General features: G+C 49.2%; 23 protein-coding genes. 11 read left to right on the top strand and 12 right to left on the bottom strand.

Features of this window, described 5'->3' with window-relative positions; translation table 11 throughout:
• Window positions 1-84 precede the first annotated feature (84 nt).
• Together NFS35_RS13605 and NFS35_RS13600 are read right to left on the bottom strand one after the other, a co-directional pair.
• Complete coding sequence (locus NFS35_RS13605) at window positions 85-1167, bottom strand: hypothetical protein (protein ID WP_408629638.1); 1083 nt, start codon at window positions 1165-1167, stop codon at window positions 85-87.
• Between the two features lie 83 nt (window positions 1168-1250).
• Window positions 1251-1592, bottom strand: a complete 342-nt coding sequence (locus NFS35_RS13600; RefSeq protein WP_251207714.1) for a hypothetical protein — start codon at window positions 1590-1592, stop codon at window positions 1251-1253.
• Window positions 1593-1908: 316 nt separating this feature from the next.
• Here NFS35_RS13600 and NFS35_RS13595 point away from each other — a divergent pair, with 316 nt between their 5' ends.
• The gene (locus NFS35_RS13595) at window positions 1909-2277 is read left to right on the top strand and encodes a hypothetical protein (protein ID WP_251207664.1); all 369 of its coding nucleotides are present in this window, start codon (window positions 1909-1911) and stop codon (window positions 2275-2277) included.
• Window positions 2274-2825: a DUF2087 domain-containing protein gene (locus NFS35_RS13590; protein ID WP_251207663.1), complete on the top strand. Its 552-nt coding sequence runs from the start codon at window positions 2274-2276 to the stop codon at window positions 2823-2825. Before NFS35_RS13595 ends, NFS35_RS13590 begins: the two co-directional genes overlap by 4 nt.
• Here NFS35_RS13590 and NFS35_RS29910 read toward each other — a convergent pair.
• Together NFS35_RS29910 and NFS35_RS13585 are read right to left on the bottom strand one after the other, a co-directional pair.
• The gene (locus NFS35_RS29910; protein ID WP_408629640.1) at window positions 2822-2923 is read right to left on the bottom strand and encodes a hypothetical protein; all 102 of its coding nucleotides are present in this window, start codon (window positions 2921-2923) and stop codon (window positions 2822-2824) included. The genes NFS35_RS13590 and NFS35_RS29910 overlap by 4 nt on opposite strands.
• Window positions 2881-3207: a hypothetical protein gene (locus NFS35_RS13585; protein ID WP_251207662.1), complete on the bottom strand. Its 327-nt coding sequence runs from the start codon at window positions 3205-3207 to the stop codon at window positions 2881-2883. Before NFS35_RS13585 ends, NFS35_RS29910 begins: the two co-directional genes overlap by 43 nt.
• Here NFS35_RS13585 and NFS35_RS13580 point away from each other — a divergent pair, their 5' ends adjacent.
• On the top strand, window positions 3208-3612 hold the full coding sequence (locus tag NFS35_RS13580) for a helix-turn-helix domain-containing protein (protein ID WP_251207661.1): 405 nt from the start codon (window positions 3208-3210) through the stop codon (window positions 3610-3612). It begins immediately after the preceding gene.
• A gap of 61 nt (window positions 3613-3673) precedes the next feature.
• Here the strand turns inward: NFS35_RS13580 and NFS35_RS13575 are convergent, their stop codons facing one another.
• The 7 genes from NFS35_RS13575 to dnaA form a co-directional block, all read right to left on the bottom strand.
• Entirely contained in the window at window positions 3674-4570 is an 897-nt protein-coding gene (locus NFS35_RS13575) for a S1 RNA-binding domain-containing protein (protein WP_251207712.1), read from the bottom strand.
• Window positions 4571-4794: 224 nt separating this feature from the next.
• Window positions 4795-7377 carry a DNA gyrase subunit A gene (gene gyrA, locus NFS35_RS13570; RefSeq protein WP_251207660.1) on the bottom strand — a complete coding sequence of 861 codons (2583 nt, stop codon included), beginning with the start codon at window positions 7375-7377 and terminating at the stop codon, window positions 4795-4797.
• A 123-nt stretch (window positions 7378-7500) separates the two neighbouring features.
• Window positions 7501-9579 carry a DNA topoisomerase (ATP-hydrolyzing) subunit B gene (gene gyrB, locus NFS35_RS13565; protein ID WP_251207659.1) on the bottom strand — a complete coding sequence of 693 codons (2079 nt, stop codon included), beginning with the start codon at window positions 9577-9579 and terminating at the stop codon, window positions 7501-7503.
• Between the two features lie 98 nt (window positions 9580-9677).
• Entirely contained in the window at window positions 9678-10787 is a 1110-nt protein-coding gene (recF, locus tag NFS35_RS13560; RefSeq protein WP_251207658.1) for a DNA replication/repair protein RecF, read from the bottom strand.
• A 15-nt stretch (window positions 10788-10802) separates the two neighbouring features.
• On the bottom strand, window positions 10803-11012 hold the full coding sequence (locus NFS35_RS13555) for an RNA-binding S4 domain-containing protein (protein WP_251207657.1): 210 nt from the start codon (window positions 11010-11012) through the stop codon (window positions 10803-10805).
• Between the two features lie 257 nt (window positions 11013-11269).
• Window positions 11270-12385 carry a DNA polymerase III subunit beta gene (gene dnaN / locus NFS35_RS13550; RefSeq protein ID WP_251207656.1) on the bottom strand — a complete coding sequence of 372 codons (1116 nt, stop codon included), beginning with the start codon at window positions 12383-12385 and terminating at the stop codon, window positions 11270-11272.
• Window positions 12386-12682: 297 nt separating this feature from the next.
• Complete coding sequence (gene dnaA, locus NFS35_RS13545; RefSeq protein WP_251207655.1) at window positions 12683-14017, bottom strand: chromosomal replication initiator protein DnaA; 1335 nt, start codon at window positions 14015-14017, stop codon at window positions 12683-12685.
• A gap of 519 nt (window positions 14018-14536) precedes the next feature.
• Here dnaA and rpmH point away from each other — a divergent pair.
• The 8 genes from rpmH to NFS35_RS13505 all read left to right on the top strand — a co-directional run bounded on the left by rpmH (window position 14537) and on the right by NFS35_RS13505 (window position 21664).
• On the top strand, window positions 14537-14671 hold the full coding sequence (gene rpmH, locus NFS35_RS13540; RefSeq protein ID WP_251207654.1) for a 50S ribosomal protein L34: 135 nt from the start codon (window positions 14537-14539) through the stop codon (window positions 14669-14671).
• Between the two features lie 42 nt (window positions 14672-14713).
• A complete protein-coding gene (gene rnpA / locus NFS35_RS13535; RefSeq protein WP_251207653.1) occupies window positions 14714-15052 on the top strand; it encodes a ribonuclease P protein component in 339 nt (112 codons plus the stop codon).
• A gap of 8 nt (window positions 15053-15060) precedes the next feature.
• Window positions 15061-15270, top strand: a complete 210-nt coding sequence (yidD, locus tag NFS35_RS13530; RefSeq protein ID WP_251207652.1) for a membrane protein insertion efficiency factor YidD — start codon at window positions 15061-15063, stop codon at window positions 15268-15270.
• A gap of 31 nt (window positions 15271-15301) precedes the next feature.
• Window positions 15302-16666 carry a YidC/Oxa1 family membrane protein insertase gene (locus NFS35_RS13525; RefSeq protein WP_251207651.1) on the top strand — a complete coding sequence of 455 codons (1365 nt, stop codon included), beginning with the start codon at window positions 15302-15304 and terminating at the stop codon, window positions 16664-16666.
• Window positions 16667-16694: 28 nt separating this feature from the next.
• Complete coding sequence (gene jag, locus NFS35_RS13520; RefSeq protein ID WP_251207650.1) at window positions 16695-17339, top strand: RNA-binding cell elongation regulator Jag/EloR; 645 nt, start codon at window positions 16695-16697, stop codon at window positions 17337-17339.
• A gap of 99 nt (window positions 17340-17438) precedes the next feature.
• On the top strand, window positions 17439-18884 hold the full coding sequence (mnmE, locus tag NFS35_RS13515) for a tRNA uridine-5-carboxymethylaminomethyl(34) synthesis GTPase MnmE (RefSeq protein WP_251207649.1): 1446 nt from the start codon (window positions 17439-17441) through the stop codon (window positions 18882-18884).
• 44 nt (window positions 18885-18928) lie between these two features.
• A complete protein-coding gene (gene mnmG / locus NFS35_RS13510; RefSeq protein ID WP_251207648.1) occupies window positions 18929-20890 on the top strand; it encodes a tRNA uridine-5-carboxymethylaminomethyl(34) synthesis enzyme MnmG in 1962 nt (653 codons plus the stop codon).
• A gap of 117 nt (window positions 20891-21007) precedes the next feature.
• Window positions 21008-21664, top strand: coding sequence for a GTP pyrophosphokinase (locus tag NFS35_RS13505; RefSeq protein ID WP_251207647.1), 657 nt, complete (start codon window positions 21008-21010; stop codon window positions 21662-21664).
• A gap of 175 nt (window positions 21665-21839) precedes the next feature.
• Here NFS35_RS13505 and NFS35_RS13500 read toward each other — a convergent pair whose 3' ends face one another.
• Window positions 21840-23594, bottom strand: coding sequence for a methyl-accepting chemotaxis protein (locus NFS35_RS13500; protein WP_251207646.1), 1755 nt, complete (start codon window positions 23592-23594; stop codon window positions 21840-21842).
• Window positions 23595-23617 lie beyond the last annotated feature (23 nt).

The raw sequence follows: 23617 nt of genomic DNA, 5'->3' as shown, positions 1-23617 counted from the left end.
TGGTGGTAATTATACAATATGGGCCGCGTAAAGTCAAACATTTCGCATCTTACACGGAACTCTTTCATGGAGAATCCATAGGACTCATAAAATCCCATAGGGATATCTGTACTGATATATGGGTGTAAGGTCTCTTTTCGCTACTATCAGAAATGTCAAATCGCACAAAGGACGGTCTATCTTATTCCATTCCAAACATAGCGTAAAATCGTAAAAATGTGCATTTGAATCATGCATCCATTTGGGACATGGCTGCTCCAGGGCAAGGAACATCTGCTTTCCCCCCGCCTTTCCTTTCGCTGTGGCAAACAAAAGGAAATCCCCGGAAATTTCGGGAGTTTGAATCCATCCCTCTAAATGCAGGTACACCGGATTCGACCTCATTGCGTAAAACATCACCCGCGCAGATATTTCCCTGGCGTCCTCAGCTTTAAAAGAAGCAAAGACCACATCCGGCATCAGAAAAGCCTCTGCTCTTCGCCTATACAGACGCGTCAGCCTGTTTTTGAAGAAGCCGCAGCTGTCCTCCGTATTTGCAATACAGGCGTTCTCCCCTGCTGTACCAGGGATGCACAGACCGGATGGATGGAACCGAAGAAACAGAAATTCCTTGTCCATGCAAAGCCGCATTTCTTCCAGCTTCTTCGCAATGGATTCCCGATTCTGCGCCGCATCTTCCGCTGCGGCATCTGTCTCTTCTGCCCGGGCGTCTGACTCGTTTCTATGGGAAAACAGTTCTTCCTTTGAATGAATGTCCAGCGTGACGGGAAGATGCAGTTTAGCCAGCTCCCGGGACACATGCCCGCATTCTGTCTCATCCATGAACTGTCCCCTATTCCAGTCCGCGTTATTCGCTGCGTCACTGATATAAGGTGTGCGAAAATCATGTCTCGCCGCTTTGAGCTTTTCACCGCAGAATTTTCCGATCGCAGAAAGTTCATCCCTGTTTTCTTTCAATACCATTGTGATGCAGTACAGTTTTGCCCAGTGCGTTCCTAAGCGGCGTTCCGCATTTACCTTTGCAATTTTTTCAAGATTATGATAAAAGCTTTCGAACTGGACGGATGAGCAGATTTCGCGGTATCTCTCAGGCTTAAGCGTCTCTACCGACAGATTCACATGACGGATATTTGCCGAAAAAATGGTGCGGATTTCCTCTTCTGTCATGGCTCTGCAGAAATTGGAAGTGAAAAAAACATTCTTTCTGCCGGATTTCGGCAGCAATTTTAAAAATTTCAGAAAATTCGGGGCTATGGACGGCTCATAAAGGCATGAAAAAAGGATTCCCGCCCCCCCAAGCTTTTCAGAGGTCTGATCAAAGGAAAAAGGCTCAGTATCTTCCGATATACCTCCTCTGACATATAACATGCTTTCTGTTCAAAGTCGTTAAAGCAGAACCTGCAGCGCAAGTTGCATGTATTGTTGATGTCGAAAGTCATGGCATCATAAAACGGCTCCTCATAGCGGGGCTTCTGCATCCATTTTCCATCCCTTTTTACGATACGAAAAGACGTATAATATTTTACATATGTCAGAATCTTTTTTATGCTTCCTTTATAGTTTGCCATGGACCATAGGATTATCTTCTTCAATGGCTGACCTCCTGTTTTTATTATCTAAGTTCCATTATACATTTCTTACCCGATAATGTAATTATGCTGCATAACGCTGAATACTGCCTAATGCAATCATGCAATCGAACCAGTCAGCGTTGCAGTCTGTTTTGAATCAAATGTAGTCATGTCTCCATGATAATATGGCCTGATGAAAATGTCAAACAATCGCATCCAAAAAAAGTAAAATAAATCGTTTTCATTTTAATTAGATATATATATAATTAATTATTGACATACTTATATCATTAATATATAATCAAATAAAAACATTAAATTAGAAAGGGGTAAAACTATGGAAAGCGAAAAAATCCAGACATTCATTAACTACCTTGACCAGCGAACCTCCTCCGTACAGGAAGATACTCTCCGCCTGATAGCAGACAATCGGAGAGACGAGGCCAACTTTGAGAAAATCCGGACGAATATCTTCCAAATCGTCAAGACAATCTTCCAGGCCTCCGTCCGGGTATCACAGGAGGAAAGCGAACGCGTCAGATTCTTAGACACAAAACTCACCTTATTTCAAGAGACCTGGGAAAGCTATCTCACGGAAGCAAAGGAACACGGCGACGACCTGAAGATAGTGCAGGAGCAGACCAGACTGGAAGCCCTGGCCGAGATTCGGGATACTTTTCAAAAGATATGGGGGGAATCATTATGACAGAAGAAAACGCAATCAGAATGTTCAAATGCCTGGCAGACAAGTCCAGGCTGCAGATATTGAAGTCCCTGGCCGTGGAAGATATGTATGTGGAACTGCTGGCGGAGCGGCTGAACCTGACTCCGGCCACGATTTCCTTCCATCTGCGCAAGCTCTCGGAAATCGATGCCGTCAGGTCTTATAAGACCCAGTATTACACCATGTATTCCCTCTGCCAGGATACGTTCGCCGTGAAGATTCTGGATATTCTGAAAGAACAGTCGGATGAGGCAGACCTGCAGGCAAGGCGGGAGCAGGCCTACCGCCAGAAAGTGATAGACGCTTTCTTCCAGTACGGAAAGCTGAAATCCATTCCCGCCCAGCGCAAAAAGGAGCGTATCGTGCTGGAAGAAATCGCGAAAGCTTTCGAGCCGGGCAGAATCTATTCCGAGCGGGAGGTCAACATCCTCATCGCGGATTTCCATGACGATTTCTGCACCATCAGGCGGGATATGATTTCCGAGCGGCTGATGGACAGGGACGAGCGGGGATATTGGCGGCTTGTTTAACCCCCCGCGCTCTGGTACTTCCCCGTCCCATACCGCCAGAACAGCGCAGCCGCCGTCACCGCCAGAGCCGCGGCCACCACAGGCCCAATCCAGTAGATGGGCCTGTTTTCCATGCCCAGCAGGAATCCGGCCGGATAATAGCTGGAAAAAGCAAGCGCCCCTGCATCCATCCCGGCATCATGGCTATGGGCACCAGCTCCACAATCAGGTCAGAAGAACTGACACGGCTGTCATGTTGTATTCTTACATGAAGGCCCTCCCTCTGCAGCAAACAATGCCCCTCCAGCTCCTCAATGTCCTGCAGATTGCGGGTGGTCAGCAGGATGGTCACGCCCCGCTCTCTGTTGATTTTCTTCACGAACTCCCGCAGCAGATTCAGCATATGGTGAGCACGGCATCCATGCGCAGCCTTGTCTGCAATGCCTGTATGATGGTCACGGAACTATTTTCCGATATCGGAGAGGATGCGCTGATTCAGCTGATCAAAAATTATGTCGAAGCCCATTACGCGGAGAATATCTATCTGAAGACTGTGGCGGAAGAGACCGGGCTGTCCTACGCCTATATATCCCATTATTTCAGCGAAAAGCAAGGGATGGGCTTCGCGGATTACCTGAATTCCGTGCGGATTGAAAAAGCCTGTGAACTGTTAAAGGATTGGAAGATTCCTTTAAAGGAGATAGGGGAATCCGTGGGTTTCGGTTCCATGAATACTTTTGTGCGGAATATGAAGAAGTTCAGGGGCATGACCCCCGACGCCTACCGGAAAGCGAACAGTGATATATAAACAGGGCAGCGGAACATTTCCTCTGCCCTGTCATTATTTCAAATTTATATCGTATTTTCTATCAAAGCTTGATACCTTTCAGCAAATCTCCAAGGGAAGTACCGATGGATTCTTTTGAGCTGTACTTGGCGGCCACCTTTTCATCCACCACATCAACATCCTGAGCGGTATCCGCCACTGCCTTGATGCTCAGGCTTATCTTGTTATTGTTGGTATTCAGCACCTTCACCCTGACGGTATCCCCTACGCTCAGCACCTCAGAAGGAGTCTTCACTCTCTTCTGGCTGATCTGAGAGATATGCACAAGGCCGCTTAAGCCCTCGCCCAAATCCACGAACGCGCCGTAAGGCATGATGCTCTCCACCTTTCCTTCCAGCACGGTGCCGGGCACTACCATGGCAATCCTGTGATTCAGGGCCTCCGCCTCTTTCTCTTTCAACACCTCTCTGGCGGAAAGAACCAGTTTCTTCTTTTCCTTCTCAACAGTGATGACATGAACCTCAAGTTCCCTGCCGACGAAAGTGTTCAAATCCTCCACATAGCTTAAGGAAAGATGGGAGGCCGGGATGAATCCCCTGATACCCTCTAAGAACGCCACCACTCCCTTATTCACGGTTTCCGCCACCTTTACGGTGACCACGGTCTTCTCATCCAGATATTTCTTTACCTTGTCCCATCCCAGCACATCGGCAGCCTCTACCCTGGAGAGCTGGATATTGCCCGCGCCGTCGTCTCTCTTTACCACAGTCGCCTCAATGACGTCACCCGCATGGACATCAGCCATGATAGAAAAAGAGGGATCCTTGCTCATATCGGCAGCCTTGATGACGCCGGAAGCATAGTAATTCAGATCCAGCGTAACGCCCTCTTCGTTTACGTCAATCACGGAACCGGAAATGATATCCCCCTCCTTGATGGTACGGAAAGATGCCTCCAGCTCCTTGCTGTAATCTTCCATGGTCTCTGTGGTGCCGATTTTTTCTGCCTTAACCTCCTCTACCGCCGCGGTCTTTTCTTTAACTTCCGCAGCTTCGTTCCTGATTTCTTCCATAACTGAAAATACCTCCTTATTTATCTCCCGCAAGCCGCCCCGCACAGGCTTTCGCCAGTCCGGGGCAGCTCCCATTCCAATTACGATTCTACCACGTATTTCCAAGAAATTCCACTGTTTAGAGCATTTTTTCATTCATCTTCCGACGTATTTTCTTCCGAAATGCCGTCTTCCAATGCCTCCTCTGCGGTTTCAGAACTGTTATTTTCCTTCAGGGCTTCCTCCACATTGTCGAATTCCTGCTCCCCGTCGGAAATCTTCTCCCTGACCTTGGCAATCTTGGCAATCTTGACGCCGTCCACTAAATCCATCAGCTTTACTCCGGAAGTAATCCTGCCTAAAGTGGACACATCCTGCATCCGAAGCTGGATGATGATTCCCTCTGTGGTAATCATCATGATTTCATTCTCATCACCAACAGCCTTGACGCCTACCACATTTCCTGTCTTCTCGGTAATCTTATAGCATTTCACACCCTTGCCGCCCCGGTTCTGTACGGTAAATTCGTTCAGAAAAGTACGTTTTCCCATACCATTTTCAGAAGCGATCAACAGGGAATCTCCCTGGCTCTGAAGCTGCATCCCTATAATTTCATCTCCATCCGACAGATTCATGCCGATGACGCCCATGGAGCTTCTGCCGGTGGCCCGCAGGTCCGTCTCCTTAAAGCGGATGCACATGCCAAGCTTGGTCACAAGGAAGATTTCGCTGTCCTTGTCCGTGCTCTTTACCTCTATCAGCTCATCGTCGTCTTTCAGGATGATAGCCGTCAGGCCCTTTTTCCTGATATTGGAAAACTCCATCATGGAAGTCTTCTTCACGATACCCTTCTTTGTCACCATGAAGAGATTCTTGTCACCCTCATATTCCTCGATAGGAATCATGGCTGTAATCTTCTCCTCCGGCGCCAGCTGCAGGAGATTTACGATAGCCGTCCCTCTGGCAGTTCTGCCGGCCTCCGGTATCTCATAGGCCTTAAGGCGGTAGACCCGCCCCAGGCTGGTGAAGAAATTCAGGTAATGATGGGTTGTGGTCATCAGCAGATCCTCGATATAATCATCCTCAATGGTCTGCATTCCCTTGATGCCCTTGCCCCCGCGGTTCTGGGACTTGAAATTGTCCACGGTCATGCGTTTGATATAGCCTAAATCCGTAATCGCTATTACGGTATTCTCCTTGGGAACCAGATCCTCTATGGAGAAATCGACTTCATCATAGCCGATTTTGCTGCGCCTGTCATCGCCGTATTTATCGGAAATCTCCACTATTTCTTTCTTGATGACGCCCAGCAGGAGCTTTTCGTCCGCCAGAATCCTCTTCAGTTCCTGAATGCGCATCTGCAGTTCATTGTGCTCATTTTCCAGCTTCTCCCGCTCCAGACCTGTCAGAGCCCGCAGACGCATGTCCACGATGGCCTGGGCCTGGACGTCGGAGAGTTCAAAGCGTTCCATGAGCCTTTCCTTTGCCATCTGGGCATTCTGGCTGCCGCGTATGATGGATATCACTTCATCTATGAAATCAAGGGCCTTTAAGAGTCCCTGTAAGATATGGTCCCTCTCTTCGGCTTTGTTCAAATCGTATTTCGTTCTTCTGGTGACTACCTCTTCCTGATGCTGCAGGTAATAGGTGAGCATATCCAGTAGATTCATAATCTTTGGCTGCTGGTTCACCAGGGCCAGCATGATGACGCCGAAAGTGTCCTGCAGCTGGGTATGTTTGTACAGCTGATTCAGGATGACATTGGCATTGGCGTCCTTGCGCAGCTCTATGACCACCCTGACGCCCTCTCTGTTGGACTCGTCGCGGATATCCGTAATACCGTCTATCTTCTTCAGCTTCACCAGCTCCGCGATTTTGATAATCAAATTGGCCTTATTCACCATATAGGGCAGCTCCGTGGCGATAATCTGGCTCTTGCCGTTGGACAGAGTCTCTATATTGGTGACAGCCCGCACCACCACCTTGCCTCTTCCGGTCCTGTAGGCCTCATTGCAGCCCCTGGTACCCAGTATCAGCCCTCCGGTGGGGAAATCCGGGGCCTTTACGATGGGAAGTATCTCATCGATGGAGGTCTCCCTGTTCTCCTCTGTCTTATTGTCAATAATCTTTACGATTGCGTTCACTACCTCCCGCAGATTGTGGGGCGGGATATTGGTGGCCATGCCCACCGCGATGCCGGTGGTGCCGTTCACCAGCAGGTTCGGATACCGGCTGGGCAGCACTGTGGGCTCTTTCTCCGTATCGTCAAAGTTGGGGTCGAAATCCACGGTATCCTTATTGATGTCCGCCAACAGCTCCATGGAAATCTTGGAGAGCCTGGCCTCCGTATAACGCATGGCCGCAGCCCCGTCCCCGTCCATGGAGCCGAAATTCCCATGCCCGTCCACAAGAGGATATCTGGTGGACCACTCCTGGGCCATGTTCACAAGCGCGCCATAGATGGAACTGTCTCCGTGGGGATGATACTTACCCATGGTATCGCCTACGATACGGGCGCTCTTTCTGTGGGGCTTATCGGGACCGTTGTTCAGTTCAATCATGGAATAGAGCACGCGGCGCTGGACCGGTTTCAGTCCGTCCCTCACATCCGGAAGCGCTCTGGAGGCGATGACGCTCATGGCGTAGTCAATATAGAAAGCCTCCATCCTCTCTTTCAGATCCACCTCATGGATTTTATCTATTTCCGGAACATTATCAAAAATATCGTCCTTCATGTTTTATACCCCCTGCACGCTTTGGCGTGCATACCAATCAAAAGTCTGAAAGCTCACTTCTTTCAAACTTCCCTCTTCTGCACTGCGTCAAAAAAATTTCATTATATCACGGCAGCCGGCACATCAGCCGATTGTATCCAGATTCTGCACATACTTGGCGTTTTCCTCAATGAATTCCCGCCTGGGCTCTACCTTATCTCCCATCAGGGTGGTAAAGGTAAGATCAAGCTCGGACTCCATCTCCTCGTCATAGTTCACCCGCAGCAGGATACGGCGGGCGGGATCCATGGTAGTCTCCCAGAGCTGTTCCGCGTCCATCTCTCCCAGTCCTTTGTAGCGCTGAATCTTATTGTTCTGGTCCCTGCCCACCTCCAGCAGGATTTTGTCCAGCTCCTCGTCGCTGTAGGCATACCAGACCTTTTTGTTCTTCTCCAGCTTGTACAGAGGCGGCTTGGCCAGGTACACATGCCCCTCCCTGATCAGATCCGGCATGAAACGGTAGATAAAGGTCAAAAGCAAGGTACTTATATGGGCGCCGTCCACATCCGCGTCCGTCATCAGGATGATTTTGTCATAGCGCAGCTTGGATATATCGAAATCTTCGTGAATTCCTGTACCAAATGCCGTAATCATGGCCCTGATTTCCGCGTTGGCGTAGATTTTGTCAAGCCTTGCCTTTTCCACATTCAGAATCTTCCCCCTCAGTGGCAGGATGGCCTGGGTGGCCCTGGATCTGGCGGTCTTGGCGCTTCCGCCTGCGGAATCTCCCTCCACGATGTAGATTTCGCAGTTCTTCGGATCCTTGTCGGAGCAGTCCGCAAGCTTCCCCGGCAGCGCCATGCCGTCCAGGGCGGTCTTCCTCCTGGTCAGGTCCCTGGCCTTTCTGGCAGCTTCTCTGGCCCTTTGTGCCAGGATGGATTTCTCGCAGATAGTCTTTGCCACTGAAGGATTCAGCTCCAGGAAATAAGTAAGCTGCTCGCTGACGATGCTGTCCACTGCCCCTCTGGCCTCACTGTTCCCCAGCTTCTGCTTGGTCTGGCCCTCGAACTGGGGATCCTCTATCTTCACGCTGATGATGGCTGTCAGTCCCTCCCTGATGTCCTCTCCTGACAGATTCGGCTCGCTGTCCTTTAAAAGCTTGGCGCTCCTTGCATAGTCATTGAAAGTCTTGGTCAGGGAATTGCGGAAGCCCTGCAGATGGGTGCCGCCCTCAGGGGTATTGATATTGTTCACGAAACTGAATACGCTCTCGTTAAAGGAGTCATTGTGCTGGAATGACACCTCCACGTACACATCATTCTTCTGCCCCTCGAAATAAAGGATATTTTCGTACAGAGGAGCTTTATTTTTATTCAGGTAAGACACGAATTCCTTGATGCCGCCCTCGTAATGAAATTCCACGTATTTCTTCTTTGTCTTCTTTTCTACAGGCTGTGGATTCAGCGGGATTTCCTCCGCCCCCTCCTCTCTGTCTGCCTCTGCCCGGCGCAGCAGCTCGTTAATCTGGCTGTTCTCGTGGCTCCCGATTCCTTCCTCATCTTTCCTTTCGTCCTTGAGGATGATGCGCAGGCCCTTGGTCAGGAAAGCCATCTCCCGCAGACGGATTTTCAGGGTATCGAAATCAAATTCCGTAGTCTCTGTAAAAATAAGCTTATCCGGCAGGAAAGTAATCTTGCTGCCTGTCTTTTCCTTTTCACAGGTGCCTATTTCCTTTAAGGGATAGCATACATTGCCCCGCTCGTAGCGCTGCTTATACACTTTTCCGTCCTGACAGATTTCCACCTCAAGCCATTCGGAAAGGGCGTTCACCACGGAAGCGCCCACGCCGTGCAGGCCGCCGGATACTTTATATCCCCCGCCGCCGAACTTACCGCCGGCATGGAGGATAGTGAACACCACTTCCACCGCGGGTATCCCAGCCTTGTGGTTGATGCCCACAGGAATACCGCGTCCATTGTCGATGACGGTAACGGAATTGTCCTCATGGATGATGACCTCTATGGTATCGCAGACCCCGGCCAGGGCCTCGTCCACTGCATTATCCACGATTTCATACACCAGATGGTGCAGGCCTCTGCTGGAGGTAGTTCCTATATACATTCCGGGACGTTTCCTGACAGCCTCCAGGCCTTCCAGAATCTGAATCTGATCCGCTCCATACTCGTGTTCTACCGCCGTATTGTTAATTGTCTCTTCGCTCATATATGCCCATCCTTTTTCCTAGTCTTCACCATCAGACGCTGCACATATTTACCACCATGCTGTCTGCGGCAATCATGTCATCAAGCATGACCGGACAATCACTGAACCTCCTCCTGCGTTTCCGTACTCATACATGTGACTGTCCCTTCTGATACTTTATAAACCCTATTTATCTCAAACCTGTGATTCACGAACTCCTCCAGACCGGTACAGGTGATGATAGTCTGGATTTCTCCTATGCAGTTCAAAAGGTAATTCTGCCTGTTGGAATCCAGCTCGGAAAGCACATCGTCCAACAGCAATATAGGCGTATCTGCGGCAATCTTCTTCACAAGCTCTATCTCCGAAAGCTTCAGGGACAATGCCGCGGTGCGCTGCTGTCCCTGGGAACCATATCTCCTGATATCGATATCACCGATGACAAATGAAAAATCGTCTCTGTGCGGACCTACCGATGTCATTTTCGACTTGATGTCCCTCTCCTGATTCATCCGCAGCCTTTTTTCAAAATCCTCTATCTCCACATCCGGCTCATAATGAATCACAAGTTCTTCCTTATCACCGGAAAGTTTCTTGTGGATGCCGAAGATGATTTCATTCAGCTGCTCCTCAAAGAGCTTTCTCCGCTCTATGATTTTGCTGCCAAAGGACACCAGCTGCATATCCCAGATGCCAAGGGTCTCCCTTAAATCCGGGTTCATGTACATATCTTTCAGAAGCTTGTTCCTCTGATTGACTATCTTGTTGTAATGATTCAGATTATAGAGGTAAAAGCTGTCCAGCTGGCAAAGCTCCATATCCACGAATCTTCTTCTCTCCCCCGGGCCGTTCTTGATTATCCCTAAGTCCTCCGGCGAGAAGAATACCACATTGCACAGTCCCATCAGATCCGCCGCTTTCTTGATCTTCTGCCCATCGATGGCGATGCCCTTGGATTTATTCTTCCTCAGGTGCATGTCCACCCTGGTCTCCACGCCCTCTTTTTCCAGACAGGTGCGGATATGGGCCTCTTCTTTCTCAAAATTAACGATTTCCCTATCCTTTGCCCCCTTGTGCGATTTTGTGGTGGCCGCTACGAAAATAGCCTCAAGGATATTTGTCTTGCCCTGGGCATTGTCCCCGTACAGGATATTGGTACCCCTGTCGAACTGCAGGGAAAGACAGCCGTAATTCCTGTAATCTGCCAGCTCTATCGATTTTATGATCATCTCTGTGCCCGTTCTCTACGCTTCTATTTTGACCGTCTTGCCGTTGTATTCCACTATATCTCCGGCCACCAGCTTTTTCCCCCGCCGGACTTCCGTCTCGCCGTTCACCCTGACCAGACCGTCCTGAACCATTATCTTCGCCTCAGCGCCGGAATCTGCCAGATTCGCCACTTTCAGGGCCTGGCCCAGCTTGATGAACTCATCGTTCAGATGTATGATTTCCATGCATATCCCTCCCCGCACACTTCTAAACATACCGACACGGTCGGCACAAACAATCGGTGCAAATCCGGAAGAACGCCCGCCCTTGGCGTTCTTCCGTGTGCAATTTATACTGCTTAACGATTTCACTTGCCGTGAAACCAGACTGCATAACGCTGACTGGTTCATTCGCATGATTACATCAGGCAGCATTCAGCGTTATGCAGTATAGATTTCCTAAGTCCTCATATTTTGCGGGCTTAGAAAATATTTTCACGCTTTTATCTGGAATAATTCGCCACAAGGCTCACGGGAAGTATCAGGTAGATATAGCTTTCCTCTTCATTCTTGATGAAGCATGGGGCCTTGGGATTTACCATGTAAAGGTCTACCTCCTCATCGTCTATGACACGCAGCGCGTCTATGAGGAACTTTGGGTTGAACCCAATCATCAGATCCCTGCCCTGCTTTTCGATATCGATATCCTCATTCATGCTGCCCAGGGCGGAATCAATCTTAAGCTCCATGCCGCTATCCGTGATATTGATGACGATGGGCTTTCTGTCCCCCTCTCTGGTAAGCAGAGTGGCCCTGTCGATACAGTTCAAGAGCTCCCTCTTGTTCACTTTCACTTTCGTCTCATAATCGCCGGAAAGCATCCTGTCGATGCTGAAGTATTCTCCCTCAATCAACCGGGACACTACCACCGTATTATCGAATTCAAACACGATATGCTTGGCGGTAAAATACACTGTCAGGTCACTGTCCGCTCCTCCGGGCAGGATTTTGCTCACCTCGTTCAGGGTCTTGCCGGGCACGATGACTTTTTTGTGCTCATACATTTCCCTCAGCTGCATCTTGCGGATGGAGATGCGGTGCCCGTCAGAGGACACGATTTTCAATTCATCGCCGTTGATTTCAAACAGTTCCCCGGTCATGAGCTTGTTGTTGTCATTGTCGGAGATGGAGAATATGGTCTGGCGGACCATCTCTTTTAAGGCGAACTGGCTGATAAGGATGCTCTCCTCCTTTTCCACCATGGGCAGATAGGAGAAATCTTCCCCTGATTTTCCTACAATGGTGAACTTGGCCTTTTCACAGGTTATCAATGTCTTGTAGGAAGCGTCTGTATCTATGGTGATATAGCTGTCGGGAAGCTTTCTTACGATTTCAAGGAAAATCTTCGCGTCCAGGGCGATGACGCCGCTTTCCACGATATCTCCCTCTATGACAGTCTCGATTCCCATATCCATATCATTGGCAGTCAGGGTGATGATGCCGTTAGAGGCATCTATCAGGATACATTCTAGTATGGACATAGTAGTTTTGTTCGGAACGGCTCTGGATACAATCTGTACACCGTTCAGCAGATTCGATTTGGAACAAACTAATTTCATATGGACAACTCCCTTCCCGGCTTTTGGATTTGCAAAACATATTAATATATAATAGAAATTAATAATCATATTAATAAAGACTGTTGATAAGTGAATAACTTCATCTATTATACTATTTTTCAGGGAAAAAGGGAATGGATAACTTGCGATTATTTTCAGAATAACCTAAGAAAAAGCTTTAAGTTATTCACAGGCAATCCATTCCGCTCAGATTCTCTCTGAACCTTTGCCTGAAATATCAACATCCCGCCCACAGGGCTATGTGTTCAACTTGTGGATAGTTTATGGATTTATCTGTTAAGAAGGATTTATCTTCTTTATTATAATATCCACCTTATTCTTAAGTTCTTCATTTACCTCCATCTCGGAGGTAATCTTGTTGACTCCGTGAATGATGGTGGTGTGATCCTTTTTCCCGAGGAGCTTCCCGATGTTCACATAGGAGGCATCGGTCAGCGTCCTGCACAGATACATCACAATCTGTCTGGGCAGCACGAACTCGGAATTCCGCTTCTTGGAGGTGATATCCTCGGGCTTTACGCCGCAATGTTCCGCCACCATGTTGATGATCAGAGGCGGCGTGATTTCCTTGGACTTGTCCGGATAGATGATGTCTTTCAAGGCCTCTTCCGCCAGATCCAGCGTCACATCCACCTTATTCAGCTTGCCCGCGGCCACGATTTTGTTGAAAGCCCCCTCCAGCTCACGGATATTGGACTTGACATTGGTAGCGATGTACTTGATGATTTCCTCGTTGATCTTGCGGCTGCAGGTCTCCGATTTCCTCCGCAGGATAGCCATCCTGGTCTCATAGTCCGGGGGCTGGATGTCGGCAATCAGTCCGCACTCGAAACGGGAGCGGAGGCGGTCGTCCAGATTATCGATATCCTTGGGAGGCTTGTCCGAGGAAAGGATGATCTGTTTTCCGGCGGAGTGGAGCACATTGAAAGTATGGAAGAATTCTTCCTGGGTACTTTCCTTGCCGATGATGAACTGTACATCGTCTACCATCAGCGCGTCCACCGTCCTGTATTTGTCCCGCAGCTTCGTCATGGAGGCGGCGTTTCCGCTTCGGATGGACTCGATGACTTCATTGGTGAATTCCTCACTGGTCACATAGAGGACTTTATTCCCCGGATTCTGTTTCAGGATGAAATGTCCGATGGAATGCATGAGGTGGGTCTTTCCAAGTCCGGGATTTCCGTAGAGATACAAAGGATTGTAGATTTCCCCGGGGGATTCCGCCACTGCCAGGGAGGCGGAATGGGCGAAGCGGTTGCTGCTTCCCACTACGAAAGTGTCGAACTGGTACTTGGGATTCAGGTGAGCGTGGTCATGCGACGCGCTGCTGTCCTGGAGCTCCTTTTCCGCCTCTGTCTTGAGAATGAACTTTACGGAATAGTCATGATTGAACAGCTCCGTGATGGTCACCTGAAAGAAGCTGGTGTACCTGGAGGAGATATAGTTGATCATATGGGACTGTTCGGCTGGAATGACAATGCTTACAACGTCATTTACCACATTCAGGTATTCCAGCGGCTCCACCCAGGTCTTATAGGAGATGTCAGTGAGCTCATACTCTTTTTTAATACTTTCCTTTATGGCAGTCCAACTGCCCTTGATATCATCCATCTTGATTATCCTTTCTGAGAATTCCTGTCAAATCCGGCATTTTATCATTGTAATATAGATTCGGAAAGATTTCAAATATTAGTTATGAACATACTTAAGGATAAAGTTATCCACATGCTGTGAATAACTATGTTCATAAAGAGTTTGTACATAGGGGGATGTGGATAGGAATGTGAATAAGTGGATAACTGTGAAGAATTCAAAAAGCCTGATATTTGTTGGCTTCCAGGAGGATTTGATTCGGAAAGTACACAGGATATCTCCCGTCTGTCCATAATTTTCCACAAGTAATCAACAGGATGTGCATAACCCTTTTCCACTGTTTTTCTGTGGATATCTCTGTGGAAAACTGATCCGAAAAAAATTTTGCAGGGAAAATAATGATTTTTACTGAATTTTCCTTGACATTGCCCCGATTTTTTTATACAATCAATATGCTATTTTCCTAAAAAATAAGTGAAAAAATAATCAGTTGCCTTTCAACGATAAAGGTTCATGAGGAAAAGGAGGTGGCTTTCCATGAAAATGACATATCAGCCCAAAAAGCGTTCACGCAAAAAGGTTCACGGCTTCAGAGCGAGGATGAGCACTCGCGCCGGAAGAAAAGTATTAGCGGCCAGACGTGCAAAAGGAAGAAAAAGATTGTCCGCTTAGGTCACAGAAATGTGACCTTTTTCTTTGGAGGATGGCGTTCCAATGATTTTTTCTGAAAGCCTTAAAAAGTATCGGCAATTCCAATTCGTTTACAGGAACGGTAAATCATATGCGGACAAATATCTGGTCATGTATGTTAAGGAAAATGGCACCGACAGGAACAGAATTGGAGTCAGTGTGAGCAAAAAAGTAGGCAACAGCGTCGTGAGACACCGGGTCACGAGACTGGTGCGGGAAAGTTACAGACTGCAGGAAGCGGTGTTCAATAGTGGTTTGGACATTGTAGTCGTGGCAAGGAAGACGGCAGCCTCGGTGAGGTATTTTGAGATAGAGGAAGCGCTGCTGCACCTTGGGAAGCTTCATCGTATCATTAAGGTGTAATATATATTATGAAAAAAATTTTGATTGCCGGTATTCGGTTTTACCAAAAATACCTGTCTCCTATGAAAAGGACGAGATGCCCCTATATCCCTACCTGTTCTCAGTACGGATTGGAGGCCATTGAAAAGCACGGTGCGATTAAGGGGAGCTTTCTTGCGCTGTGGAGGGTATTGCGCTGCAATCCTTTTTCACATGGAGGATATGATCCTGTCCCGTAACCGGCGAACCTGACTGAGAGGATACGAATAAATGAATTTAATTTTATTGACTCAAAGCACTACCCCTGTCATAGGGCAGGTGGCGTGGGTGCTCGGTATGATCATGAACGGAATTTTCTATGTGATTGATTTCATCGGGCTTCCGAACATCGGTCTCGCCATCATACTGTTCACTATCGTGGTGAACCTGTTGATGACGCCTCTGAACATTAAGCAGCAGAAGTTCTCCAAGCTCCAGGCAAAGATGAGTCCCGAGCTGCAGGCCATCGAGGCCAAGTACAAGGGCAAGACAGATCAGAATTCCGCCATGGCAAAAAATCAGGAAATCCAGATGGTCTATGCCAAATACGGCGTGTCCGCCACCGGAAGCTGTGTACAGCTGCTGATTCAGATGCCTATTCTGTTCGCCCTGTACCAGGTCATTCAGCGTATGCCGGCCTATGTGACGAAAATAGGCGGCACGTTCAAGGTGCTGGCGGACAAAATCATCGACCTGGACGGCGGAGGGTTTCTGCAGGATTCCGGCGTGGAGACGATTACCAGGATGGTGAGCATGTACGGGAAGTCCATGACGGACGGCGATTTGACCAACGGCGTAATCGATGTGCTGAATAGATTGTCTTCGGCGGATCTGGCCACGGTTGCGGAGCATTATGATCTGACGCAGCTGACCTATCAGGGAAAGCTGATTCTCAGCAATGGAACTACCAGAGGCCTGATTGATGTATACAACAATTTCCTCGGACTGCATATGGGCGATTCCCCCAGCGACTTGATAAAGGCGGGAATGGCGGCAGGCGCCTGGGGCATTGTGATAGGCGCTGTGCTGATTCCGGTCCTGTCCGCGGTGACGCAGTGGATCAATGTGAAACTGATGCCCCAGCAGCCTAAGAGCGACAATGAAAAGGCAAATTCCATGGCGGCTTCCATGAAGACCATGAATATGTTCATGCCTCTGATGTCCGCCTGGTTCTGCTTTACGCTTCCTGCCGGGATGGGCCTTTACTGGGTGGCCGGCAGCGTAGTGAGGAGCATACAGCAGGTAGTCATCAACAAGCATATCGACAAGATGGACTTTGACGAGGTCATCAGGAAGAACTCCGCCAAGAGCGCCAAGAAGCTTGAAAAGATGAAACAGACGCAGGAACGTATGAATGCATACGCAAACATGAATACGAGAAACATTCAGGGCGGCAAGGGGAACGGACAGCAGGGCAGGCCGAATACCAACGCGAACACAAATACAAGTGCGAACTCAGGCGGAAAGAGCATGGCGGACAAGGCTTCCGTGAGCTCAGGGGCCGGAAGCGTGAAGACCGGAACTGCAAAGCCCGGAAGCATGTTGGAAAAGGCCAACATGGTCAAGGACTATAACGAGAGGAACAACAGGAACTAATACAGTTTTGGAGGGGTAAGGAATAAGTATGGAGAACCAGGAATATATCGAAGTAAGTGCTAAGACTGTAAGCGAGGCGATTACGGAAGCCTGTCGGAAATTCGGCGTGACGAGCGATAAGCTTGATTACCAGATTGTGGAAGAGGGGTCCGCCGGATTCCTTGGAATCGGATCCAAGCCTGCTGTCATCAAGGCCGCGGTGAAAGTAGAAGAGATTTCCGTGGAAGAGGTGGCGAAGAATTTCCTGCGGGATGTGTTTGAAGCCATGAATATGGAAGTGGCAGTGGACGTGAAGTATGACGAGGAAGGCAGGAAGATGGATATCGACCTTGCCGGAGACGAGATGGGCGTGCTGATAGGCAAGAGAGGGCAGACGCTTGATTCCCTGCAGTATCTGGTGTCCCTGGTGGTGAATAAGGAATCAGACGAGTATGTCAGGGTCAAGGTGGATACGGAGGATTACAGACAGAGGCGGAAAGAGACTCTGGAGAATCTGGCCAAAAATATAGCCTATAAGGTAAAGAAGACCAGAAGGCCGGTGTCCCTGGAGCCTATGAATCCTTATGAGAGGAGAATCATTCATTCGGCGCTGCAGAATGATAAGTATATCTCTACCCACAGTGAGGGGGATGAGCCGTTCCGTAAAGTTGTGGTTACTTATAAGAGACAATAGTTTTTTGAAAAACCGGATATCTGCGAAATATCCGGTTTTTTGCAGTTTGAGCGGGTATGGGCTTTTCGGGCAGATGCAGCGGATTGTGCGGGAGGGATTATGGAGAAAGGGGATACGATTGCAGCGATTGCCACGGGGATGACAGATTCCGGAATCGGAATAGTGAGAATCAGCGGGAGAGAGGCAGCGGCAGTGGGGGATAGGTTATTCCGGTCCCCTTCCGGTAAGAGAATTCTATGTAAGTCAGAGAGCCATAGATTTTATTATGGATTCCTAACGGAGCCAGAGAAGAATTTCGTAATCGATGAGGTAATGGCCGTGGTGATGAGAGCGCCCAGAAGCTTTACCGGGGAGGATACGGTGGAGATTCAGTGCCATGGCGGCGTGCTTGTGATGCGGAAGATTCTGGAGGCGGCCCTGAAGTGCGGGGCCAGGCTGGCGGAGCCGGGGGAATTCACGAAAAGGGCTTTTCTGAACGGGAGGATGGATCTGTCCCGGGCTGAGGCCGTAATGGACGTGATTGGGGCTCAGAATGAATATGCGCTGGCATCTTCGATAAGCCAGCTTAAGGGAAAGCTTTCGGAGGAAGTGAAGAGGCTTCGGGCTGAGATTCTTTATGAGGTGGCTTTCATTGAATCCGCCATCGATGATCCGGAGCATTTTGATTTGGAGAGATATGGGGAAAAGTTATCTGACAAGTTGGTCTGTGTAATCGGTGATTTGCGGAGACTGATAGATACGGCTGACAATGGAAGGATGTTGAAAGAAGGCGTTCGGACAGTCATCGTGGGGAAGCCGAATGTAGGCAAATCTTCGCTTTTGAATTGTCTTCTCGGGGAGGAGAGGGCAATCGTGACTGATGTGGCTGGGACTACCAGGGATGTGCTGGAGGAGTCTCTGAGATTGGGAGAGCTTTCATTAAATATCGTGGATACGGCGGGAATCCGGGATACGGAAGATATCGTGGAGAAGATAGGTGTGGAGAAAGCTTATGAATATGCAAAGGAGGCAGATTTAATTGTATATGTTGCGGACGCTTCGATGGAGCTGGATGAGAATGACAGGGAGATTGTCTCTTTTATTCAGGATAAAAATACGATAGTGCTGTTGAATAAAAGTGATTTGGAGAATGTGACGACGGAAGAGAATATCATGGAACTGTTCCGGGAAGCCGCCTATGAGGATGTTTCAGAGGGATATCCGGAAGATTCATCAAAGGGCGGCTGTATCCGCATCGTGCGCACCTCTGCTCTGGAGGGAGAGGGCATGGAGGAATTTGAACAGGCAGTGAAAGGGATGTTCTTCCATGGAGAAATCAAAAGCAGCAGTGAAATAGTCATAACGAACCTCCGGCATAAGGAGGCGCTGGAAGAGGCTTGCAGTTCTCTTAAGATGGTAGAGAAGAGCATAGAGGACGGCATGCCGGAGGATTTCTATTCCATCGATCTGATGAATGCCTACGCTTCTCTGGGCCGAATTATAGGGGAGGAAGTGGATGATGATTTGGTGGAGGAGATTTTCTCGAAGTTCTGTATGGGGAAATAATTTGTATCGGACATATATGGAAGTGAGTATGGGGAAGTAAATATATGACTGAATTTCGTGAAAAAGTAGATGTATGTGTGATAGGCGCCGGACATGCGGGCTGCGAAGCCGCATTGGCCTGTGCCAGGCTTGGGCTGGAGACTGTGATTTTCACGGTGTCAGTGGACAGCATTGCACTGATGCCCTGCAATCCAAACGTGGGCGGCTCATCCAAGGGACATCTGGTGAGGGAACTGGATGCCCTGGGCGGCGAGATGGGCAAAAATACAGACAAGACTTTCATCCAGTCCAAAATGCTGAATCTGTCCAAAGGCCCCGCAGTCCATTCCCTGCGGGCACAGGCGGACAAGGCGGAATATTCCAGAGCTATGAGGAAAGTGCTGGAGAACCAGGAGAATCTCACCATAAAGCAGGCGGAGGTCTGCGGGCTTTTATGGGAAGACATAGAAAAGGACAGACGGGCAGGCGAAATGTCCGGCCGGTCTTTGGAAAATACAGAAGATAAGAAAGAGAGAAAAAGATACCAGAAAAAGGTCACAGGCGTAAAGACCTTTACAGGCATGGTCTACGAATGTAAAGCAGTAGTCCTATGCACAGGAACCTATCTGGGAGCCAGATGCCTCTGCGGAGAGTCCATCACTTACACAGGCCCGAACGGGCTCCAGGCGGCGAACTATCTGACCCAGTCTCTGAAAGATATGGGCATAGAACTCCGCCGTTTCAAGACGGGGACACCTGCCAGGATGGACAGGCGCAGCATAGACTTTTCCAAAATGGAAGAGCAGTTCGGCGATGAGAGGATAGTGCCATTTTCCTTTTCCACAGACCCGGACAGTATACAGAAAGAGCAGGTCTCCTGTTTCCTGACCTACACCAATGAAAAGACCCATGAAATCATCCGCGGGAATCTGGACAGATCCCCTATCTACGCAGGCATCATAGAGGGCACAGGGCCAAGATATTGTCCGTCTATTGAAGACAAGGTGGTAAAATTCGCGGATAAGGAGCGCCATCAGGTCTTCATAGAGCCGGAGGGCCTCCATACCAGCGAGATGTATGTGGGGGGAATGTCATCCTCTCTGCCGGAGGACGTGCAGCTTGCCATGTACAGGACGGTTCCCGGCCTGGAGCACTGCAAGATCGTCCGCAATGCCTACGCCATAGAATATGACTGCATCAACGCGGGGCAGTTGGACGCCACGCTGGAATTCCGCGCTGTGGAAGGGCTGTTCAGCGCCGGCCAGTTCAACGGGAGCAGCGGTTATGAGGAGGCCGCCTGCCAGGGCCTGGTGGCCGGGGTGAACGCTGCCATGTCCATCCTGGGTAAGGAGCCGCTGACCATAGACAGGTCTGAGGGCTACATAGGCGTGCTGATAGACGATTTGGTGACCAAGGACAACAGGGAGCCTTACCGGATGATGACTTCCAGAGCGGAGTACAGACTGCTCCTGCGCCAGGACAACGCGGATTTGCGTCTTCGGAAGAAAGGGTATGCGGTTGGTCTCATCTCTGAGAATGAATATCAGGCCCTTCTGGAGAAGGAGAGGCTGATAGAAGAGGAGATAAGCCGCCTGAAAGATACTTTTGTGGGAGCGGGTAAGGAGATTCAGAATTTTCTGGAATCCCATGGCAGCTCCGCCCTTAAGACAGCGGCCAGCCTGGCCGAGCTGCTGTGCCGCCCTGAACTTTCCTATGCAGTCCTGGCGGAGATTGACAAAGACAGGGTTCCTCTTCCTGTCGGCGTGCCGGAACAGGTGGAAATCGAGATAAAATATGAAGGCTATATCCTCAGGCAGAAGCGCCAGATAGAGCAGTTTAGGAAGATGGAAAAGAAACTGATACCTCAGGACATCGACTACGATGAAGTGCCGTCCCTGCGCCTGGAGGCAAGACAGCACCTGAAGCTGTTCCGTCCCGCCTCCATAGGACAGGCATCCAGGATATCCGGCGTTTCCCCTGCGGATGTATCCGTGCTGTTGGTCTATCTGGAGAGATATGGAAAATAATTGTCATAAAATTCATAAGAAATCATTAAAAGTGTGTAAATTCTTTTTAGGATTTATTCATGGGTCAGGAAAATATGGTACAATAGGAAAGTAAAGTTCTAAAGGAGGTCTTAACCCATGGATGAAACAGAAAATATGGATATCACCGGGATGCCGCTTGGCTTCCCTGATTCGTTTGAGCAAATAAAAGAAATGACCATGCTCTATTCCTGCGCCATGCGGGAAATCTGCACGAAACTGGAAAATCTAAGTCAGGAATTCGAGCTGAAAGAGGCCAGGAATCCCATACAGCATATCAACCACAGACTCAAAAAGACAGAGAGCATCCGAAAAAAGATGCTGCAGCGGAAGCTCCCTCTGGAATACGAAATCATGCGGGATGAGATTACGGATATAGGCGGCATCCGGGTCATCTGTTCTTACATAAACGATATCTACGAGATTTCCAGAATGCTGAAGCAGCAGGACGACCTATTGGTGGTCAGGGAAAAGGATTATATCGCGAACCCTAAGCCGAACGGATACAGAAGTTATCACTTAATCGTGGCAATCCCTATATTTCTCTCCTCGGAGAAGCAGATTATTCCTGTGGAAATCCAGATGAGGACCATTGCCATGGATTTCTGGGCCAGCCTGGAGCATCAGCTCCGCTATAAGGCAACGGCGGCCGTATCGGATTCCACCAGAAGAAGGCTTACAAATATTGCTGAGGATATCTTCAACGCCGATGTGGAGATGCAGCAGATATATGAGGAAATCGTTGCAATTGAATAAAAGAAAACAGGGGGCATTTCCTTTGTTTTCCATCATAGCGGCGGCAGTGCTGATCAGACTCTTTCGGAAGTTGAACGGGGGAGCGGAAGAAGCAGCTGCGGATTGATTGAATTAGGGCCTGATTCCCCTGCCGGGAACCAGGCCCTTTTGAATTTTTGAATTCTTGAAACTTTTTTTAATCCAGATTGATTACATTGTCGGAAGAGGAGCTGCCATAGCCTGAGCTGTATTCAAAATTGGAGGACGCCCTGGCGTATTCTTCCCTCAGCCTGAACTTGGCTACAAGGCTCTTCAGCATGGAAGCCTGCTCCGAGAGTTCCTGACTGGCGGCTGCGCTTTGCTCCGCGGTAGCGGAATTGGTCTGCACCACGCTGGAAATCTGATCCACGCCCAATGTGACCTGCTCGATGGCGCCTGCCTGTTCCTCTGCTGCGTTTGCGATTTCGTCTACCTTGGTTGAGGCGGAGCGGACATGGTTTACTACCTGCACCAGAGATTCCGCTGTGGAGTTGGCGAGCTTTGTGCCCCTTGTGACGGCATTGACAGAGCTTTCAATCAATTCCGCAGTATTCTTGGATGCCACGGAGCTCTTGCTGGCAAGGCTTCTGACCTCCTCTGCCACAACAGCGAATCCCTTTCCGGCCTCTCCTGCCCTTGCGGCCTCTACGGCGGCATTCAGAGCCAGAATATTGGTCTGGAAAGCAATGTCCTCTATGGTCTTGATAATCTTGCTGATTTCATTGGAAGAACGTGCGATTTCTTCCATAGCGGTCATCATGTCATGCATCTGGTTGTTGCAGACTTCCGCTTCATCGCCGGCAGTGTTGGAACGGCTTCTGGCTTCCATGGCATTTTCAGCGGTGTTATTGACCTGCTGGGAGATATTGGCAATGGTGGAGGCGAGCTCTTCCACGGAAGCGGCCTGCTCCGTAGCGCCCTGTGCCAGGGCCTGCGCGCCATTGGACACCTGTCCGGATCCGGATGCCACCTGATCCGCGCTCTGGTTGATCTGTCCCAGGGTGGTGCTCAGGTCTTTGTTCAGCTTGCGGATGGAGAGGAGCAGGCTTTGCAGATTGCCCACATATCTTTCCTCTGCTTTGGTGCGGACATCAAAATTGCCGTCCGCCATCTCGCTTAAGAGCCTGGACGCGTCGGAAATGACAGTCTCCAGAATGAAAGTCATATTCTTAAAGGATTTGGTAAGGCTCCCCAGTTCATCCTTTGATTCATAGGTCACGGAGATGTTGAAATCACCGTTTACGATTTTCTTCGCCGCATCCTCCAGCTGGCGAAGAGGCCTGGTGATGGATCTGGTCAGGTATGTAGAAAGGAAAATCGTGAATAAAAGGGCGAACCCGGCCATGCCGATCTGCGCGGCTACCAGAAGCTCCTGCATATCCACAGTACTGAGGAAATTATCCTCCGCTGTCTTCTCCTCTATGGCGCTGATCTGAATCAAATCATTTACGGCCTGTTCCACCAGAGGCTGATACTCTTCGAGAAGCATCGTCTGCGCCGCGTCCAGGTCTGTTTCGGCTGTCTTGATGATATCCTCCTGCAGCGTCATGGCTTCCTGGATATGGGTGGAAAAGGAATCCAGCAATTCGGAATCGCCGCTGAAGTTCTGGGACAGCCAGGTGGCATTTTCCTCCAGGAATGTCAGTTCTTTCTGCAGCTCGGTCCGATAGCTTTCCTTTTTCGCTTCGTCTTTTTCAATTGTGATGAATGAGAGGTTCTTGACAATGATCTGTAAGCCGCGGCGCATGCTCATGACATTGTTGGTCACTTTATATTCCACATTATAGAATTCGGAATATTTGCTTGCATTGGCTTGTAAGCCTGCAATGGCTATGGCCACCGTCCCACAGAACAATATGATGACAATCATGAATGTCACCAATAGCTTTGTCCTTATTTTTAGATTTTTCATTTCTACCTCCTGACAAGAAATAT

Source organism: Acetatifactor aquisgranensis, assembly GCF_943193215.1.
GTDB classification, from domain to species: Bacteria; Bacillota; Clostridia; order Lachnospirales; family Lachnospiraceae; genus Acetatifactor; species Acetatifactor aquisgranensis.
The sequence above is the reverse complement of the archived record's forward strand: the minus strand, read 5'-3'. Positions and strand labels throughout refer to the sequence as shown.